This window comes from Sphingopyxis sp. LARHCG72 (assembly GCF_052871675.1).
In genome coordinates, this window is sequence record NZ_JBIXJU010000001.1 from 609,136 (window position 1) to 628,364 (window position 19,229).

At 64.2% G+C, this 19,229-nt stretch carries 16 protein-coding genes; 8 read left to right on the forward strand and 8 right to left on the reverse strand.

The window, feature by feature from the left end; translation table 11 throughout:
• Window positions 1-82: 82 nt before the first annotated feature.
• Window positions 83-2,386 (forward strand): TonB-dependent receptor, encoded by a 2,304-nt coding sequence (locus ACIPPQ_RS03010; protein WP_446542717.1) that lies wholly within the window; start codon window positions 83-85, stop codon window positions 2,384-2,386.
• A gap of 2 nt (window positions 2,387-2,388) precedes the next feature.
• Window positions 2,389-3,261 (forward strand): alpha/beta fold hydrolase, encoded by an 873-nt coding sequence (locus tag ACIPPQ_RS03015; RefSeq protein ID WP_446542718.1) that lies wholly within the window; start codon window positions 2,389-2,391, stop codon window positions 3,259-3,261.
• A 38-nt stretch (window positions 3,262-3,299) separates the two neighbouring features.
• Here ACIPPQ_RS03015 and ACIPPQ_RS03020 read toward each other — a convergent pair whose 3' ends face one another.
• The 6 genes from ACIPPQ_RS03020 to ACIPPQ_RS03045 form a co-directional block, all read right to left on the reverse strand.
• A complete protein-coding gene (locus ACIPPQ_RS03020) occupies window positions 3,300-4,484 on the reverse strand; it encodes an aminotransferase class I/II-fold pyridoxal phosphate-dependent enzyme (RefSeq protein ID WP_446542719.1) in 1,185 nt (394 codons plus the stop codon).
• 284 nt (window positions 4,485-4,768) lie between these two features.
• Window positions 4,769-5,764, reverse strand: coding sequence for a Csu type fimbrial protein (locus ACIPPQ_RS03025; RefSeq protein ID WP_446542720.1), 996 nt, complete (start codon window positions 5,762-5,764; stop codon window positions 4,769-4,771).
• Window positions 5,752-8,103: a fimbria/pilus outer membrane usher protein gene (locus ACIPPQ_RS03030; RefSeq protein ID WP_446542721.1), complete on the reverse strand. Its 2,352-nt coding sequence runs from the start codon at window positions 8,101-8,103 to the stop codon at window positions 5,752-5,754. The genes ACIPPQ_RS03025 and ACIPPQ_RS03030 overlap by 13 nt, the downstream gene beginning before the upstream one ends.
• A gap of 6 nt (window positions 8,104-8,109) precedes the next feature.
• Window positions 8,110-8,850: a fimbrial biogenesis chaperone gene (locus ACIPPQ_RS03035; RefSeq protein ID WP_446542722.1), complete on the reverse strand. Its 741-nt coding sequence runs from the start codon at window positions 8,848-8,850 to the stop codon at window positions 8,110-8,112.
• Between the two features lie 25 nt (window positions 8,851-8,875).
• Window positions 8,876-9,433, reverse strand: a complete 558-nt coding sequence (locus tag ACIPPQ_RS03040) for a Csu type fimbrial protein (protein WP_446542723.1) — start codon at window positions 9,431-9,433, stop codon at window positions 8,876-8,878.
• Between the two features lie 27 nt (window positions 9,434-9,460).
• The gene (locus tag ACIPPQ_RS03045; protein ID WP_446542724.1) at window positions 9,461-10,006 is read right to left on the reverse strand and encodes a Csu type fimbrial protein; all 546 of its coding nucleotides are present in this window, start codon (window positions 10,004-10,006) and stop codon (window positions 9,461-9,463) included.
• Between the two features lie 350 nt (window positions 10,007-10,356).
• Between ACIPPQ_RS03045 and ACIPPQ_RS03050 the strand changes: the two genes are divergently transcribed.
• The 6 genes from ACIPPQ_RS03050 (at window position 10,357) to ACIPPQ_RS03075 (ending at window position 17,700) form a co-directional block, all read left to right on the forward strand.
• Complete coding sequence (locus ACIPPQ_RS03050) at window positions 10,357-10,512, forward strand: N-acetyltransferase family protein (protein ID WP_446542725.1); 156 nt, start codon at window positions 10,357-10,359, stop codon at window positions 10,510-10,512.
• Between the two features lie 285 nt (window positions 10,513-10,797).
• Window positions 10,798-13,020, forward strand: coding sequence for a TonB-dependent receptor (locus ACIPPQ_RS03055; RefSeq protein ID WP_446542726.1), 2,223 nt, complete (start codon window positions 10,798-10,800; stop codon window positions 13,018-13,020).
• A gap of 2 nt (window positions 13,021-13,022) precedes the next feature.
• Window positions 13,023-14,249 carry a cytochrome P450 gene (locus ACIPPQ_RS03060; RefSeq protein ID WP_446542727.1) on the forward strand — a complete coding sequence of 409 codons (1,227 nt, stop codon included), beginning with the start codon at window positions 13,023-13,025 and terminating at the stop codon, window positions 14,247-14,249.
• Window positions 14,246-15,130: a helix-turn-helix domain-containing protein gene (locus tag ACIPPQ_RS03065; protein ID WP_446542728.1), complete on the forward strand. Its 885-nt coding sequence runs from the start codon at window positions 14,246-14,248 to the stop codon at window positions 15,128-15,130. Before ACIPPQ_RS03060 ends, ACIPPQ_RS03065 begins: the two co-directional genes overlap by 4 nt.
• A 12-nt stretch (window positions 15,131-15,142) precedes the next feature.
• Window positions 15,143-16,255 (forward strand): NAD(P)-dependent alcohol dehydrogenase, encoded by a 1,113-nt coding sequence (locus ACIPPQ_RS03070; protein WP_446542729.1) that lies wholly within the window; start codon window positions 15,143-15,145, stop codon window positions 16,253-16,255.
• An 11-nt stretch (window positions 16,256-16,266) separates the two neighbouring features.
• The gene (locus ACIPPQ_RS03075) at window positions 16,267-17,700 is read left to right on the forward strand and encodes an aldehyde dehydrogenase family protein (protein ID WP_446542730.1); all 1,434 of its coding nucleotides are present in this window, start codon (window positions 16,267-16,269) and stop codon (window positions 17,698-17,700) included.
• Between the two features lie 79 nt (window positions 17,701-17,779).
• Here the strand turns inward: ACIPPQ_RS03075 and ACIPPQ_RS03080 are convergent, their stop codons facing one another.
• Both ACIPPQ_RS03080 and ACIPPQ_RS03085 read right to left on the reverse strand, forming a co-directional pair.
• Window positions 17,780-18,694 (reverse strand): FecR family protein, encoded by a 915-nt coding sequence (locus ACIPPQ_RS03080; protein ID WP_446542731.1) that lies wholly within the window; start codon window positions 18,692-18,694, stop codon window positions 17,780-17,782.
• Window positions 18,691-19,170 carry an RNA polymerase sigma factor gene (locus ACIPPQ_RS03085; protein WP_446543101.1) on the reverse strand — a complete coding sequence of 160 codons (480 nt, stop codon included), beginning with the start codon at window positions 19,168-19,170 and terminating at the stop codon, window positions 18,691-18,693. The genes ACIPPQ_RS03080 and ACIPPQ_RS03085 overlap by 4 nt, the downstream gene beginning before the upstream one ends.
• Window positions 19,171-19,229: the final 59 nt, after the last annotated feature.

Here is a 19,229-nt window from a genome sequence, read left to right on the forward strand (position 1 = left end):
ATGTTGACCTAACACGCCAGTCGTAACTAAGAGTATCTCATACGGAATCGTATTAAATGATTCGAATGGGAGGGACGATCTGATGACCGAATATCGCCGGGCGCTGAAAAACATGCTGCTTGCCGGATCGACGCTGGGCGCGATGACGAGCGGAAGTGTCGCCGCGCAGGAGGTGTCCCCCGACGGCGCGAGCACCGCGCAGGTCGAGGAAATCGTCGTCACCGCGCGGCGGCGCGAGGAGAGCCTGCAGGATGTTCCGATTTCGGTCACCGCCTTCACCGCCGACGCGCTCGACCAGAAGGGCGCGCCCGACATCACCGCGCTCCAGCGGTCGACGCCGAACCTCACGCTTCAGGTTTCGCGCGGCACCAACTCGACCCTGACCGCCTTCATTCGCGGCATTGGCCAGCAGGATCCGCTGTGGGGCTTCGAGCCGGGCGTCGGCCTCTATGTCGACGATATCTATATCGCGCGGCCGCAAGGCGCGGTGCTCGACATTTTCGACATCGAGCGGATCGAGGTGCTGCGCGGGCCGCAGGGCACGCTCTACGGCCGCAACACGATCGGCGGCGCGGTCAAATATGTGACCAAGCGGCTCGGCCATGATTTCAGCGGCAAGGTGCGGGGTGAAGTCGGCAGCTACAACGAATATAATCTGACCGGGTCGGTCGCGCTGCCCGTTTCCGGTGCCATTTCGGTCGGCGCCGCCTTCGCCTGGTATAATCGCGACGGCTACGGCAAGAATTATTTCACCGGCGCCGAAACCAATAACAAGGATGTGATCGCCGGACGCGTGTCGGTCGAGATCGCGCCCTCCGACGATGTCTTCATCCGGCTTGCCGCGGATCGCACCGAAGATCGCTCGAACGCCAACCATGGCCACCGCGAACTGCGCGAACCCAACAGCAACACGGCGGTCCTTCCGGGCAAATATGACACGCTCGCCGGGGTTGGCGACACGAACAAGGTCGTGACGCAGGGCGTGTCGCTGACGGGCGAGTGGGCCGTGTCCGACGCGGTCACGCTCAAGTCGATTACCGCCTATCGCGACGGCTATTCGAGTGGCGCGGGGATCGATTTCGACGGAACGCCGCAGCCCTTCCTCGACATCGCGTCGAAGGGGAAGGTCTATGAGGATCGCCAGTTCAGCCAGGAGTTTCAGGCGCAGATCGAGACCGACGCGCTGCAGGGCGTCGTCGGCGTCTATTATCTCGATGCCAAGGCGTCGGGCGCGTTCGACACGATCCTTGGCCGCGGGCTCGTCCCCGAAGCGCTCCTCGTGCCGCGGCCGAGTGCCGGGACCGCGCTGACCCAGCTCACCAGTGGGTCGGTCGATACCGAGAGTTTCGCGATCTTCGGCGACATGAATTACGACCTGACCGAACGGCTCAAGCTGTCGCTCGGCGCGCGCTGGACGCGCGACAAGAAGGTCGGAACGGTCTTCAAGGCCAATTATTTCGGGACGATCGGCAGCCCGCTGCTGAAGCCCTATGTCCCGATCCTGCCGCCGCCGTTCAACACGCCGCAGATCCTGACCGATTATACGAACAGCCGCACGTTCGAGGAATTCACGCCGCGCGTCAGCCTGACCTATGCCGCCAGCGACGATGTGAACATCTATGCCGCTTATGGCCGCGGCTTCAAATCGGGTGGCTTCGACATGCGCGGCGATGCCACCGCGACGCCCGCGACGAAGGACGGCTATGATGCCGAAATCGTCGATTCCTACGAACTCGGCCTCAAGGGCGATTTCCTCGACGGCCAGTTCCGGATGAATGCCGCGCTCTTCTACACCGACTATGCGGGGCAGCAGGTGACGACGCAGGTGCCCAAGGTCACGCCGCCGCCCGGCGTGGTGAGCTTTGTCGACAATGTCGGCAGCTCGCGCATCTGGGGCGCGGAGATCGAGGCGCAAGCGGTGCTCAGCCGCAATTTCAGCGCGAACTTCAGCTTTGGTTATATCAATGCGAAGTTCAACGAATTCATCGTCTTCGACCTCGCCACCGGCCAGAATGTCGACGTCGCCGACCTCCGGCGTTTCCAGAATACGCCGAAGTTCACGGGCAGCGCCTCGCTCAACTGGCAGGCCGATTTCATGGGCGGGCGGATGGCCATCCTGCCTTCGATCTCGTTCCGCAGCGACACGCATCTCTTCGAGATACCGATCCCCTCGATCGACCAGGACGGCTATGCGCTCGTCGACCTCAGCGTCACATGGACCTCGCCCGACGAGCGCTGGCGGCTTGGCGTGCACGGACGAAACCTGTTTGACGTCCGGTACCGGACCGGCGGCTATAATTTCCCGTCGAACCAGTTCGGACAGTCGGTGATCGGCTTTTATGGGCCGCCGCGTACGGCGCGTTTCTCGGCCGAATACCGGTTCTGACCGTGGCGGATTTCGAAGAGCGGCGCTGGCATGCGCCCGACGGGGTGCCGCTCTTTGCCCGTGACTATGCCGCCGCCGACGGCGCGGCGCGGTTGCCGGTGATCTGTATCCACGGGCTCACCCGCAATTCGCGCGATTTCGAGGAACTGGCGCCGTTGCTCGCGGCGACGGGGCGGCGCGTGCTGGCGGTCGATGTCCGCGGGCGAGGACGTTCGGGCCGCAGCGACGACCCGATGCGCTATCAATTGCCGGTTTATGTGCGCGACATGCTGGCGTTGCTCGACGCGCTCGGCATTGCGCGCGCGCATTTCATCGGCACGTCGATGGGCGGTCTGATCACGATGCTGCTGGCGGCGCGCCGGGGGCGTGCTGTCGCTAGCGCGACCCTCAACGACGTCGGGCCGGAGATCGACCCGGCCGGGATCGCGCGCATCGCGGGCTATGCCGGCCAGCCGGTGACGCTCGACACGTGGGACGATGCGGTCGCCTATTTCAAGCGCACCAGCGCGGTCGCTTTTCCCGGACTCTCCGAAGACGGCTGGCGAACACTCGCCGGGCGCGGCTGCACCGCGGATGCGCAGGGGCGTCCGGTGTTCGATTATGACCCGTCGATCGCGGTCCCGATCCGGGCGAAGCCGCTGCCCCGCCGGTCCCTGCTCGTCTGGCTCCTGTTCCTCAAGCTTGCGCGGGGACACCCCACGCTGCTGATCCGCGGCGAGCTTTCGGACCTGCTGTCGCGGCCGATCGCCGACAAGATGCGCCGCGCCGCCCCGCAGATGGCCTACGCCGAAGTCGCGGGGGTGGGGCATGCGCCGCTCCTGTCCGAAGACGAGGCGCGACGTGCCATTCTGGACTTTCTCGACCCACTACCCTGAATTTTCAGCGCCGGACCACGCCGCGATCCGGCATCGGGCTAAATGCTTGTCCCGTCGCACCGGATTTCGACCAAGGGATTGTCCGCGCTGCCTGCCGTTTTCGCAGCCAGCCATGGTCCGATGCGCCGGATCGCTTCTTCGACCAGGTCGGTGGAGACGGCGAAGCTGAGGCGGATGAAGCTATTGCCATCGACCGGATCGAAATCGAGCCCCGGGGCGATGGCGACGCCCGTATCGCGCAACAAGGCTTCGCAAAAGGAGAGGCTGTCATTCGTGAGATGGCCGACATCCGCATAGATATAGAAAGCCCCGTCGGGCGGCGCGATCCGCCGTAGACCCATGTCCGGAAGGGCCTTGAGCAGGAGTTCGCGATTGCGCGCATAGGTGTGGATATGGCCTTCGAGCTCGTCGCGGCAGTCAAATGCGATCAGGCCGGCATGTTGCGCGAGCGAGGGCGGCGTCAGGAACAGATTGCCCATTCGGGCGCGAGCGGCGTCGATCAGGCTTTCGGGAACGATGAGCCATCCAAGGCGCCAGCCCGCCATGCTGAAATATTTGGAGAAGCTGTTGACGACCAGCGCGTCGGGAGCGTGTTGCAGCATGGATTCGGCGGGCAGCGTATAGCTCAGCCCGTGATAGATCTCGTCCGAGACAAGCGCGATGCCGCGGCGCCTGCAGACCTCGGCGAGGGCGCGGAGCTCCTCGGGCGGGATGATCGTGCCGGTGGGGTTGGCCGGGCTCGCGACGATCAGCCCGTCCGGCGCGGGTTCGAGGCGCTCGACCGCGTCGGCCGTAATCTGGAAGCGTTCGGCTTCGCCGCAGGCGAGTTCGACCGGTTCGAGATGGAGCGCCTTGAGCGTGTTTCTGTACGCAACATAACCGGGCCGCGCCAAAGCAACTCGCGCGCCGGGCGAAAACAGGCAGGAGAGCGCGAGGACGAAGGCGGGCGAAGCGCCGCACGTGAGGATGACCTGTTCCGGATGGACCGAAACTCCATAGGCTTCGCCATAATGTGCCGCGATGCGCGCCTTGAGCGCAGGGCTTTCCCAATAGCCCATGCCATCGGCATCGAGGATGTGATGCGCGGCCTCGATCGCTGCGGCCGGAGCGCCGGTCGAGGGCTGGCCGAACTCCATATGGATCACGGACCGTCCCTCGGCTCGCATCCGATGAGCGAGCCGGCTTATCGCGATGGCGTGAAAGGGATCGATCTCGACCGACATGAAAATCTGCTCCACTTGAATGGCGACACATGCGTCATGCCGGGCTGATAGGCGCACCGGCATGATTGTCCAACGCCCTTCCTGGTGAGGTCGGAAAGCCGGCTTTGCCTACAGACTGAGGCTGCGATGAAATCCGGCGTTTGGACCCAGCTTTGAGCCCCGTGCCGATACGCCGATTGTCCAGCGTCCGGAATTTCGTCGCGGGAGATGCGGCCTGCTGGCTCGACGATTCGCTATAATATATTGAAAATACTACATAATATGGAGATGGCGGTACGGTCGATTCAAAAGGCGATGTCGACTAGGATGGTATCGGTATAAAGCCCGGGTGGCGGGGTGGCCTGGCCGGCAAGGATCGCGGCGCGATAGCCGAATTCCTGCGTGGCCACCGAATCATAGACGCCCGGATTGGTGTCGGCCGTTCCACTCCCGCGCCGGGCGCTGCCCACCGATCCCCACCGGTCGGGCGAGGTGGTGGTCTTGTAGATTTCATAGCGCAGATAGTTGCTGCCGCTGCGCATGCGCCGCACGCCATTGTCGGGATTATTGCCGTCGTTGAGGCCAACGGTGTAGGCGGCCCCCGCGCTGCAGCGGATCAAGATAGTGCGCGTGATCGGGTTGAAACTGCCGGCGAGTGGCGCCGTGCCGAAGCCCGCATTGGGCGCGGTGATGATGCAGTCATTCTCTACCGTCAGTTGGACGTTGACCCGGGCCGCAACGCCGCTTCCCCATGTGGTCGGCGGGCCCAGAATCGGGCGAACGAAGCCGGGGCTGCTCGAATGGGCGAGACATACCGCGACACCCAGCGAGCAGACCGAATAATACCAGCGCAGGTCGAGAAAGCCCGAATAGCTTCCCGCGCGCAATCCCGGCGTCGCGGCGGTGCGGAAATAGACGGGAATGCTGTTGTTCGTGCCGGCGAAGAGGCTGACGAGGCTGATCGAGGACAGATTCTGGAAATTGCCGACCGTCAGCGGCGGGCCGTTCGCGGTCAACGAGGCGGTATAGGTGATCGTTTGCCCGGTCGGGCCGGTGAGCACGAAGGTCGACGCGTCGACGCGCAAGCCGACATAGTGGGTCGCGAGTGCGGCAAGGACGATATCGCACTGGAGGCCCGCCGAACCGCTGCCCTGCTGCGGCGTCGTGGCGACGGCATAGGAACTCGCGTTCCCCAGATCGGTGCTCGTGGTGGAGGTCGTGCAAGCCGACGCCTCGCCGGGTATCAGTGCCGCGGCCGTCACGGCGAGCAGCGCGCCGATGATGCGCATCAGGGTCGACATATGAGATCCCCCAGTTCGATAATGTCGTCGGTCTTGGTGTTGGCTGCGAAGACCAGGTGGCAGGTGCCGCCATCGGGCAGCTCGATCTCCACCCGATTGTCGGCCGCCACCCGTTCGACGAAGAGCATTCCGTCCCAGCCGAGGTAAGTGGATAATGTGCCGTTGATGGTCGCCGCTGCGCCGGCGGGCAGCGGCTCGCCGGAGACGGTCCTGATCGTCGCGCGTGCCGCGGTTACATGCTCGATCGGGAATTTGATGACATGGCCGCTACCCGCCGCGACAGCGACGCGCTGGCTGACCACCGGTGCCTTGACGTTGGCAGGGAGCGACAGCGTGTCGATGTCGTAGCGGCCGGGATAATAGGCGCTCGCCGAGGGCACGAGCAATTGCCCCCTCGCGTTGGTCGTCCCGATCAACTGGTTTTCATAACGCACCGGAATCCCGGGCTGGCCGTTGGTGCTGACGACGGCGAAGGCATCGGCGACGCGATTGGCGGCAAAGACGGCGTCGTCCATGAAGACGAGCGAGCCGCTTACGCCGAGCCAGGCGGTGACCCGGTTCTGGCCGTAGGCGCCGGCGCGCACCTCGAGCGGCTGCATTCGCCAAGTGATGTCACCGCGCCAATAGGGGCTGGCGCCGTCTTCGCTCACCGCGCTCGCGTTCCATCCGAAGCCGCCCTCGACCGGTGCTGCGCGCGAATAGTCGGCGCGCAATCCGGTGCGTCCATCCTGACCCTGCACGACGCCGGCGCCGAATATGCCGCCGCCGAGCGGGACGCTGAGCGTCAGCGCGCCCGACCAGCTCTGCTCGACGAATTCATGCGACAATGAGGCATGGAGACGGCTTTCGCCCCGGAGGGGCAGCGCCCAGGCGATGTTAGCGAGCCGGGCATCGCGTGTCAGTTTCTGCCGGAAATCGAAATAACCGATCCCGAGCGTGCCCGCCTGCCCGAGGGACAGGCTGGCCGTCATCGCCGTCAGTCGCTCCGCGCCGCCGCGCCCGGCGAGATCGAGCAGGCCGAGATCGGTATAGTCGCCATCGCGCCGGCGGTGGCGCAGCCCGATCGAAAAGCCCCGCGTCTGATAATCATAACCGATGGTTGCTTCGCCGCCATCGCGCCCGTCGCGAAAGCTGCGGCTGTACGATCCGCTGAGGGTGCCGAAATTGCCGAGCTTGACGACCGCGCCTCCGCCCGCGAGGCGCATATCATCGGCGATCTCCGCGCGCACTTCGAGCGTCAGTCCGTCGGTCACGCCATGGCGCGCCGAAGCGCTGGCGGCGAGACCACCATAGTCGAAATTCCTTATGCCATAGTTGCGGCGAAAGGCGCCGAAGGCGGCCGCATAGTCGGTAAGCCCCGGGCGCAGCAGCGCGCTGCTGATATAGAAGGGCATCGTCGTCGAGACGCTGCGTCCGTGCATGTCGGTGACGATCAGATTGGCCTCGCCATAACCGTTGATCGGCGGAAGCGTATCGAGCGCAAAGGGGCCGGGATTCACGTCGGCGCCGGCGACCCGCTGGCCATGGATGACAAGGTCCACAGTCGAGGGGAGCGCCGCGCTGCCGGCAAATTCGGGAAGCGGATAGGTGACGACGTCGGGGCGGACCGAAAAATCGCGCGACACCTGGATCCCGCCCAGACGGACCGCGGACGCCCACGGCAGGCTGCGTGTGATGATGTCGCCCGCCTCGATGGTCGTCATGCTCCGTTCGTCGGACCAGCGCCAATAAGTGTCGAAACGGACATAGTTTTTTGCGCTGCCCGACCGCAGCGCTCCGGTCGTCGAGACGATGCCGGCCGGTCCGAACACGCGAGCTTCGTGCCATAATGATGCCTGGACGGGCGCCATATCGCCGCCGCTGACATAGGCGTCATAGTTGAGCAGCGCCCCCAGATCATATTGCGCCGGCTCGAAACCGCGCTTGTCGCGGCCGACGCGCTGGGCGGGCAGATATTCGGGCGAGACAGTCAGGTGCAGTTGCTGGCGCGGCGCGTCATAATCGGCGCGAAGCCCTTCGACGCTGTCGAGAAACAGCGTCTCGCTCGTCGTTCGGAGCAAAATCCCGGCGCGGCGTATGTCTGCCGTGCGGAGCCGGAACCGCGAACCCTGCTTCACGGCCGATGCGACGATGCCGCTGCGCATGCCGTTGACGAACAGTTCGAGTTCGAGCAGCTGCTCCGCGGCGGCGTCGATGTGCTGCGGCGGGGGCGGCAGCTCGCCATAGCCGTCACGCCCCGTTTCCGCACCGGTTGCGTGCGCGAAGCCCGGCATCATCAGCGCGCCCGCACATATCATCGCCCATCGGGGCAAGGCCGGCAAATGGAGCGAGCCGGCCATGCAGCACTATTCGTGCCGACGTTCGATGCGAACGTCGGCCTTTCCGTTGACCGTCGCGACCAGATCACCGGTGCCATCGACATTCTCCGGCAGCGGCCAGCGCATCGAGGCGCCCGGAAGGACATATCCGAGCAGGCCCTGGGCGACGGGCGACCTTTGCGGACCGGTGGCAAAGCCGACGTCGGTCAGGCGCGCGTGGCCGGTCCCGTCGTTCCGGATTTCGAGGAAGCGGCCCCCGGCATCCGCACCGGCGCGCCAGGAGATCTGCGGCGCCGGTGCGGGCGGCTTGGCCTTGCCGTCGCCGCGCGGGGTATGAGAGAAAAGCGGCAGCGAATAGCGCATGCGAAAGCTCACCGAAGCGCCGGGAGCGGCCGAAGCCCGGCCGACCGGGATTTCGTCAACGACCACGCGATAGGGTTTTTCGGCGGCAGCGGCAGGCGATGCGGTGCGCGTCAGGCGGATCAGTTGGCGCTGCCCCGGTTCGATGCTGACGATCGGCGGCGTTCCGATGACCTCGGTCTGTTCGGCGTAGAGGTTGCGGCCATCTTGCTGATCCCAGGCGTAGACGCGGATTTGCAGCGTGATCGGCGTGTTGCCCGGATTTTCGAGCCAAAGCGCCGCGGCGCGTGCGTCGCCCTCGATGACCGGATTGACCGGCCAGATCAGCAGCGAGCCGGGCTGTTCTGCTCCCGCGGGAGAGGCGGCGAACAGCGCCGGTACGACCACGAAGAGAAAGCCATATTTCATCGGCGTGTCTCCAAAAGGCGGATGGTCACCATGTCAGCGTGACCGTGAGCGTGTCCGTATAGGTGCCCGGGATCAGCCCGCCGGGCAGGGTCAGCGACGCGAACAGCGGCAGGAGGACATCCTCGCTGTTCGCCCCGGTGACCGTGATCGCGGCCGCGCCGCCGATCGCGATCGGCTGATTGCACGCGGCGTCGCGGCACAGGGCATAGGCAATCCGTGCCATGGTATCGCTGCCGCGCTGCAAGTGGCGCGTGCCGGCCGCGGCGTGGCCACCGCCATCGACTCCCATCATCAGATTGACGCCGGGGGTGCAGCGCAGGCGAATCCCTTGCGCCGCCGTGGTGGTCGCCGTGTGCGTGGCGGTGGAAAAGGTCGAATCGGACCCGAAATCGAGCGTTCCGATCGTGCCGGCATGCCCGCTGCTGCCAAGCCCGTCGACGAGGCAGCCTGGGGCGATCTCGGCCGAAACCTCAAACTGCGCCGTCGTTTCGGCCCGCGATGCCGGAATGCCGCTCGCGCATGCGAGAAGGGCTGCCAGCGAGGTCAGGATGATCCGCGGCCTCGGTTGGAGCAAGCGGGTCATGGACCTGAAATCCCCTGGGCCGCCTGCCTAAAGCTCGAGCACCACCGTGATGACGTCCGAATAAACGCCAGGGGTCAGTCCCGCTTCGCCAAAGGCGCGGGCGTAGACATTCACGGTTTGCTGGGCACCGCCGGCGGCGAGGGTGATGTCGCCCCCGACCGGAATGACGGTGTTGCGACCGGGATCCGAATAGAGATTATACGTGACGAACCGCCCGGCGTCGGTCTGGTGCTCCATCGCGTGAAGGCCCGCACCGGCGCCTTCGCCATCGTTCAGTCCGGCATTGAACGACAGCACGGGGGTGATGCCGTTGCTGCACTGGACGGTGAAGGCGGCGCCGCCGCTCAATATCTGCGCGTCGGCCTGCGCGAACAGCGTATTCTCCGTGCCGAAGTCGAGGGAGCCAAAATCGGCTCCAGTCGTTCCGTCGTCGAAGTTTTGGCCATTAACTATGCAGCCTGCTTCGAGCGTTATCGTAGCATCGACTGTTCCAGTGACATCGGCGTGCGCTGACGATGCAGTAAAGGTTAGTAATGTAAGTACTGTCGTCGCGCAATATGTTTTCATGGACATACTGAAAACTCCTCAAAAGGACTCGATCCTTTCAATTCGTCTTCCCCACAAGACTCGTCTACATATAGAGAAAAGAGGTTAATAAACTTTCATTTCAAATGTTATGCAAGATTCTTGGGAGTATATAATTGATTTAAAAGAAATTTCTATATAATCTATTTATATCAAAGGTTTGAGAAAATTTCTTTGTGGTTCAGTATCTTGGATTTGGAGCATTGGGCGCATCGCGCGATGATGAACGCGACGAAATCGATATTATGTCCGCTTCGGCAGCGATCCGTTGAAAGTTTGCCAGTCCGCAACCGCCACACGTCCGCTGCGGACCCGGCTGATTCCGGAGTGGTGCAATCATGCATCACTCTGCCTTTGCCGGCATCGCGCTGCCAAACGAAGCAAGCGTTGGGCTGCATGAGGCGATGGGTTTCGAGATGGTCGGCATCTACCGCGAGGTCGGACGAAAATTCGATGCTTGGCATGATGTCGGTTGGTGGCAACGACTGCTGTAAGCGACATATGAGCGCTAGAGCGCGCGGCCTGTTGAATTTCTTGCCAACGCCTCCAAGAACAATTTCAATTGTCTACCGAATTTCTGCTCGTGGATCCCGGCGTGAGAGTCTGCTTCGTGCGTTCTACGCCCAGAAGCGGTCAGTCTCCAGCCGGCCAAGATCGGCTAGCTCGTGGCAAGAAATGTCAAAACTGGTTGCAAGCCGCGCTAAAGCCATGCCGCACCCTTCGCATTAGCTTTCCTCGCTGACAGGGCTCGCAGAAGCCCCGGCTTTGGGAGAAGGACTATGGCAGCTCTGCCTTTTGCGCGCGTTATGCTCGCTATGCTTGCGGTTTCGACATCGACCCTCGCCATGGCGCAGGATGCGCCGCCAGCGGCCGACACCATGGCGAGCGACGGTGACATCGTCGTCACCGCGCAACGCCGCGAGCAATCCTTGCTCGACGTGCCGCTTGCGGTGACCGCGCTCGGCGGCGACACGCTGGCCGACCGCGGCATCACCAATTCGGCGCAGCTCGGCGACGCGGTCCCGAACCTTCAGATCAACAGCCCCTATGGCGATACGCAGCCGAACTTCTCGCTGCGCGGCATCGGGGTCGCGAACGAATATAATAGCAACCAAGCCTCAACGGTCGGCGTCTATCTCGACGATGTCTATCTTGCGCCGCGCACCAGCCACGGCATGGGCCTGTTCGACCTCGACCGCATCGAAGTGCTGCGCGGGCCGCAGGGGACGCTCTTCGGGCGCAACACCACCGGCGGCGCAATCAACTTCATCACCAAAAAGCCCGATCTGTCGGGAACGAATGGGTATCTGCAAGTCGGCTACGCCAATTTCGACACTTTTACTGCGCAGGGCGCCGCCGAGGCGACGCTCGCCGAGGATGTCGCGGGGCTGCGCCTCGCGGTGAACTACGCAAAGGGCGACGGGCAGATAAAGAATGTCTTCCCCGGCGGCCGCGACGCCGCGTCGGTCGACACGTTGCAGGGCCGCGCCTCGTTGCGCGTAAAGCCGGTCGAGACGCTCGATATCGTGCTGCGCGCCTATGCCGGGCGTGATCGCGGGACGCAGGCGGCGGTGCATGGTCTCGAACCCTTCCGCACGGGACTCGGCTTTTTCGAGACGAACGAGAATCGCATCGGCGAGAACCGCACCGATGCGTGGGGCTTCTCGGCGAATATCGCGCTCGAACTCAGCGATACGCTCAGCCTGACCTCGATCACCAGCTATGACGGCGGCAAGCAGGATCTCCAGCAAGCCGCTGACGGGTCGCCGCTCGATATCCTCGATATCAACTGGCGCTCGAAATATCGCCAGTTCAGCCAGGAATTGCGCGCGAATTACGAGGGTGACGGCATCAATTTCGTCGGCGGGCTCTTCTACGGCTGGGACCGCAACATCACCGACAACACGTTCAACCTGCCGCTGCCCCCGGCGGGCGGTTTCTTCCAGCATTACCGGCAGGTGCGCAAAAGCTATGCGGTGTTTGGGCAGGCCGACATCGATCTCGCCGACCGGCTCGTCCTTACCGTCGGTGCGCGTTATACGAAGGACAAGTCGCGCTATGACGACGCCTTCGCCTATTTGTTCGTCGGCGGAGTGGACGATCCGCAGACACCGCTTGCGACCACGGTGCCCTGTCCGGGTGTCGCCGGGACGTGCCCCTATGATTCCGCCGCACGCTTCGCGCTTGCCGACACCAACAATGCGCTCACCGGCCGTGTGGCGCTCAGCTACACCTTCGACGACGGCCCGCTCGTCTATGCGAGCTACAACCGTGGATACCGCGCGGGTGCGGTCAACGGCGGCGGCTATACCTCGTCGAGCGGCATCGGTTATATCGAGCCCGAGCGCGTCAACGCGTATGAAATCGGGATCAAGGGCCGCGCGGGCGGCCGGTTACTGACCTACGCCGCCTCGGCCTTCTATTACGACTATTCGAACCAGCAGCTGCAGGACACGCGCGCTGGCCCCGTCTCCTTCCTCGTCAACGCGCCCTCGTCCGAAGTCTATGGTTTCGAGGTCGAAACGACGCTGCGCCCGACGGCCGGTTTCCGCATCGATGCCTCGCTCGGCTGGCTGCATTCCAAATATAAGGAGCTGGCGCTGCAGGGCGCCGACCTCTCGGGCAATTCGCTGCCTTTCGCGCCCAAACTCACCGCGCAGCTCGGTTTCGAATGGGACGTCGTCGATGTGGCGGGCGGCACGATCACCTTCGCGCCGAACGTCGCCTATTCGAGCCGCCAATATTTCTCGCCGTTCAACGAGATCGATGCGCCGGGAACGCCGCAGGTGAACAGCGAACTGCAACAGGGCGCCAATGCCAAGGTCAACGCTTCGCTCAGCTGGTCGAACGACGCGCTGATGGTGCGCGCCTTCGCGAACAATATCTTCGAGCGCAAAACCTATGGCTATGGCCTCGATCTGCGCGGCGCGGGTTTCCCGTACAACTTCCTCGTGCCGTCGGCGCCGCGTACTTATGGCGTGTCCTTGCGCTACAGCTTCTGACGATGACCGACCTCGGAACTGTCGATCTCAGGGACCCCGACCTTTACGTCGGCGGCATGCCCTATGCCGAGCTTGCGGCGCTGCGCGCTACGGGCTCGGTCCACTGGAACTCCGAGAGCGACGGCGCGGGTTTCTGGGCGGTTCTGGGGTTCGACGATATCGTCACCGTGTCGCGGCAGGCCGATCTCTTTTCGTCGGCGCATGAGAATGGCGGGCACCGGATCTTCAACGAGAATGAGGTCGGGCTGACCGGCGCGGGGGAATCCGCGATCGGCATCCCTTTCATCTCGCGCGATCCGCCGACGCACACACAGTATCGCAAGTTCGTGATGCCCGCGTTGTCGCCGGCACGGCTCGAGGGGATAGAGGCGCGGATCGCCGAACGCGTCGAGCGGCTGTTCGACGCGGTGCCGTTGAACGAGACGGTCGACATATTGCCGCTGCTCACCGTGCCGCTGCCGCTGCTGACGCTCGCCGAACTGCTCGGCGTGCCGGCGGAGATGTGGCACGACCTCCATCGCTGGACCGACGCGTTCGTCGGCGAGGACGATCCCGATTTCCGCCAGTCGCCCGAAGCAATGGCGGCGGTGATGGGCGAGTTCATCGCTTTTGCCTCAGCCTTGTTCGAGGAACGGCGCGCGAACCCGGGCCCGGACATCGCGTCGCTGCTTGCGAATGCCGAAATCCATGGGCAGCCCGTCCCGCTCGGCGATTTCATCGGCAATCTGATCCTCGCGCTCGTGGGCGGCAACGAGACGACGCGCAATTCGATCAACCACAGCCTGATCGCCTTTGCGGCAAACCCGGGTCAGTGGGACGCGATACGCGCCGATCCCGGCCTGCTGCCGAACGCGGTCAAGGAAATGGTGCGCCACGCGAGCCCCGTGATCCATATGCGCCGTACCGCGACGCGCGACACCGAGCTCGGCGGTCAGCCGGTCCGCAAGGGCGACAAGGTCGTCGTCTTCTATCCTGCCGGCAACCGCGACCCCGCAATGTTCCCCGATCCCGACGCCTTCGACGTAACGCGCCCGATCCGCCAGCATCTGGCCTTCGGCGCCGGCACGCATGTCTGTGTCGGCTCACGCCTCGCCGAAATGCAATTGCGACTCGCCTTTGCGCAAATGGCGCGTCATGTTCGCCGCATAGAGATCATGGGAGAGCCGAGCCGCGTGCGGTCGAACTTCATCAACGGCTTTAAGCGGCTCGACGTCAGGCTGGTGACGTGACGGACGAGAGCATCTGGGATAACAAGGAAATCATCTGCGACGTCCTCGGTCGCGCCCCCGACGTCGAGATGGGATCGTTCGGCGATGGCTGGTCATTGTGCCGCTGGCGCCAGTTCGTCGGCAGCTACACGCTCCCGGCGTTGCCGCAGCCGATCTTCACCGTGCATGTCGCAGGCAAGCCGCAGGTGAAGACGTGGGACCGCGACGGCTGGACCGAAACGAGCTCCATTCCCGGCTGCGCGACGATTGTCCCCGCCGGTATGCCGACCGGCTGGCTCGTCGATGGCGAACTCGACGTCGTGACGCTGTCGATGTCGTCGGATGTCCTTGCAGGCCAGCCGCACGCCGACCAATTCAACAAGATGCGCTTCGCCTTCGCCGACCCGCTCGGCGTCGCGCTGACCCGCCAGATCCTCTCCGAACTCTATGCCCCGCAAGCCGAAGAGCGCACCGCCTATGTCGCGGCCATGGTCAATGCGCTGAAGGCGCACATCCTTTCGGGTCCGCCCGCGCATGGCAATCCGACGGAAATCCCGGTGTCCGATTTCTCCGCTTATCGGCTGCACAAGATCATGAACGCGGTGCTCGCGAATCCCGCCGAGGAGCACAGCCTTGAAGCGATGGCATCGGTCGCCGGCGTCACTCCGTCGCATTTCTGCCGCCTGTTCAAGAAGGCGACGGGCATTTCGCCGCACCAATATGTGATGAAGGCGCGGCTCGACCGCGCGCAGCAGATGCTCGTCCAGACCGACCTCAGTCTTGCCGCTTTGTCGGAGGCGACGGGCTTTACCAGCCAGAGCCATTTCAGCCGCGCTTTCCGTGCCTGGTTCGGCATGGCGCCGAGCGATTATCGCCAACAGGAACGGCGCGGACTTCACTGAACGGAGAGGGATATGACCGAAGCGACGGCGGCCGTGGTGCGCCAGCCCGGCGGCGATTTCACGATCGAGGCGATCGAGGTCGAGGCACCTCGCGCAGGCGAGGTGCGTGTCCGCATCGCCGGCGTTGGCCTTTGTCACACCGACCTGATCTTCCGCGACCAGTTCGCTCCCTTCGCGCTTCCCGGCGTGCTGGGCCATGAAGGCGCGGGTGTGATCGAAGCGGTGGGCGAGGGCGTTGAGGGCCTCGCCGTCGGTGATGAGGTCGTCGTCGGCTTTTCAAGCTGTGGTGCCTGCCCGCGCTGCGACGAGCATCTGCCAAGCTATTGCCAGAATTTTGTCCCGCTGAACTATGCCGGGATGCGGCTCGATGACGGGTCGACCGCCTATGCTAAAGATGGCGAGCGGGTCACGTCGCACTTTTTCGGCCAATCTTCCTTCTCGGCGCTGAGCATCACCCGCGCGCGCAACGTGGTAAAGGTCGATACGTCGCGAGTTGCGCTGGAATTGCTCGGACCGCTGGGCTGCGGCTTCCAGACCGGCGCCGGCGGCGTGATGAACTCGCTCGCATGTCCCGCGGGGTCGAGCATCGCGATCTTCGGCGGAGGTCCTGTGGGTCTCGCCGCGGTGATGGGCGCGGTGATACAGGGATGCTCGACGATCATCCTCGTCGAGCCGATCGCCGCGCGTCGGGATCTCGCCAAAGACCTCGGCGCAACGCACGTCATCGACCCTGCCGAGGCGGGCAATCTCGCCGACTCCCTCCGCGCCATCGTTCCCGCGGGCCTCGATTTCGCCTTTGATACAAGCGGCGTGGTTCCGGTCATCGAAGCCGGCCTTGCCGCGCTCGGCAGTCACGGCGCGATCGGACTCGTCGGTGTACCGGCCAAGGCCGACGCCACGATCAGCGTCAATATCGCGGCGCTGATGACCCCCGGCCACCGCATCATCGGGATCATCGAGGGCGACAGCGATCCGCAACGCTTCATCCCCGAACTGATCGCGCATCATGCAGCCGGGCGCTTCCCGTTCGACAAACTCATCCAGACCTTCCCGCTCGCCGACATCAACGAGGCGCTTGCCGCACAGGCGCGGGGCGAATGCATCAAGGTCGTCCTGATACCCTGAGGAGAGAGGCGATGGATTTCGCACGCGACTACAAGATGCTCATCGGCGGCGCGCTCGACGGCGGCAGCGCCCGTTTCGACGTACTCAACCCCGCGACCGAGCAGGTGATTGGCACCGCGCCCGATGCCAGCCGTGACGATCTTGATCGCGCCGTTGCCGCGGCACGCGCCGCCTTTCCGGGATGGGCGGCGACACCGATCGAAGAGCGTAAAGCCGCGCTCAACGCTATGGGACAGGCGATCTTCGCCAATGCCGACGCCTTCAAGCGTCTGCTCACCGCCGAACAGGGCAAGCCGCACGCCGAGGCAGAGGGCGAGATCATGGGCGCGGGCTACTGGCTGATGGGCGCTGCGTCGCTCGACCTGCCGGTCACCGTCAATGAGGACAGCGACGAGCGGTACAGCGAGACGCGCCATGTGCCGCTGGGCGTCGTGGGCGCGATCGCGCCGTGGAATTTCCCGATGGTCCTCGCGATGTTCAAGGTCGGGCCGGCGCTGCTCGCGGGCAATACGATGGTGCTGAAGCCATCGCCCTTTACGCCGCTGGCGACGCTGAAATTCGGCGAGCTGGTCAAGGATATGCTCCCGCCCGGCGTGCTCAACATCGTCACCGGGGGCGACGCGCTCGGCCCATGGATGACGAGCCACAAGGGCTTCGACAAGATCAGCTTTACCGGGTCGACCGCGACCGGGCGCCGCGTGATGGAATCGGCGGCACCGACGCTGAAGCGCGTGACGCTGGAACTCGGCGGCAACGACGCCGCCATCGTCATGCCCGATGTCGACGTCGAAAGGATCGCCGAGGAGCTGTTCTGGGCCGCCTTCCGCAACAATGGCCAGATCTGCATCGCGACCAAGCGCATGTATGTGCACGAGGATATCTACGAGCCGCTGAAGGACGCGCTCGTCGCCTATGCGAAGACGGTGAAAGTCGGCGACGGCTCCGAGCAGGGCACGCAGATCGGCCCGATCAACAACGAGGCGCAGTACCGCCGCGTGCTCGAGCTGATCGAGGATGCGAAGGCCCAAGGCTACAAATTCCTCATCGGCGGAGAGGCGACCGATGTGCCGGGCTATTTCATCCCCGTCACCATCCTCGACAATCCGCCTGAAGACAGCCGGATCGTGCAGGAGGAGCAGTTCGGCCCCGTGCTGCCTCTCATCAGGTTCGACGACGTGGACGATGTCGTCGCGCGGGCCAACGCCACCGACTACGGCCTTGGCGGATCGGTGTGGGGGCGCGACGAAGACAAAGCCTTCGAGATCGCGCAGCGCATCGCAAGCGGTACCGTCTGGGTCAACGAGACGCAGCATCTGTCCCCGACTGCGGCGTTCGGCGGCATGAAACAGTCGGGTGTCGGGGTCGAAGGCGGGCTCGAAGGCCTGCTCGAATATACGAGCGCCCAGACAATCGTCCGACGGCGACCCGCTGGTCCAACACTCTAGCTTCGAGATATGATGCCTGCTTTCGATCCGCTGCTCAGAGAAGCAGACTGTCCGAAATCGGCCACGTCCTGTCGTCCGCTTATTCGTCGGTGATCTCGATCAGGTCGGGGTCGGCGATCAACTCTTTGAGCGCCGACGCGTCGCCTTGCCGGATAACACCAAAGACCGGCAGGTTCGCGAGCGACGGATCTTCCAGATGGACCGTGTCCTGCGAATAGAGATTGACCGTCTCGATCACGCGCGCAAGCGGCTCGCCCTTGAAAATGAGTACGCCCCGCGTCCACGCGGTCGCGTTGCTCACGTCGGCGCCGTTCGATTGCGCGATGAAGCTGACCTGGTTGCCGCCGCTACGGTTCGTGCCAAAGCGGACCATCTCGCCCTGCCGGGCTTCCTTTGTGCCGCCCGCAACCATTTTGTCTTTGCCCGCAAGGAGGATGCGGACGACGCCTTCCACGACGGTGACCGATGCTTCTTCCTTCCCCGCGATCACATCGAATGACGTGCCGACCGCGCGTACTTCGCCATGGGCGACCTCGACAATGAAGGGCCGCGCCGGATTGGAAGCAACGTCGAACAACCCTTGTCCGCGCAAGAGCCTGATCCGGCGTTCGGCAGGGCCATAGCGCACATCGATCTGGCTCTCCGGCGCCAGATTGATGACCGATCCGTCGGCCAGTTCGATGACGCGGCGTTCGGCGCGGACGGACTGGTAGGATTCGACGAAGTCACCGGGGTTGCGGCCCTGGAACTGCCAGTAGGACAGGGCCGATACGGCGAGCAGCAGCGCGGCCGCTATGGGCGCGAAGCGGAGCCACGAACGACGGGGCTTTTCGGGCGTTTCGACCGGGCGTTCGAGATCGCCTAGCCATTCCCAGAAGGCATCGGCTTCCTTCAGGTCGTCCGGATGGACAAGGTGACGGCGCCCGCCGAGCATGGCTTCGAACACGCTCGCGGCGCGCGAACCGAGCGGCTTGAAGGAAGGAAGCCGGCTCATTGACCGCTCCGCAACGGCCCCAGCCGCTCATAGAGATGGGCAAGCGCCCGACCGAGATGCTTCTGGACCATTCGCGGCGTGATCCGCAGTTTGATCGCGATCATCGTCGTCGACATTTCGTCGAAGCGTCGCATCAAGAATATCTGACGACATCGCGGTGGCAATTCGTCCAGCGCGGCCGCGAGGGCCTCCTGAAGGTCGAGGAGCCGCGGTCCGTCTTCCTGCTCGGCGCGGGTCGGAAGCTCGTCGGTGTCGAGGTCGATCTGCGCAAGCCTTGTCCGGCGATGACGATCGACGATGAGGTTGGACGCGATCCGGAAAAGATAGGCCTGCGGTTCGTCGACCTGGCGCTCGCGGCACGATTGCAACAGGCGCGCGCAGGCTTCCTGAACCAGATCCTGCACTTCTTCGGGATCGGCGATCCGCCGCGAGACAAAGGCGTGCAGCGCCGCGCGGTATGAAGCGAGCCGCTCCATCTCCGGCGGCAGGCCGGTCTGCCGGGCGTTCTCGCCATTTGCCAATATGCCCACGCCCC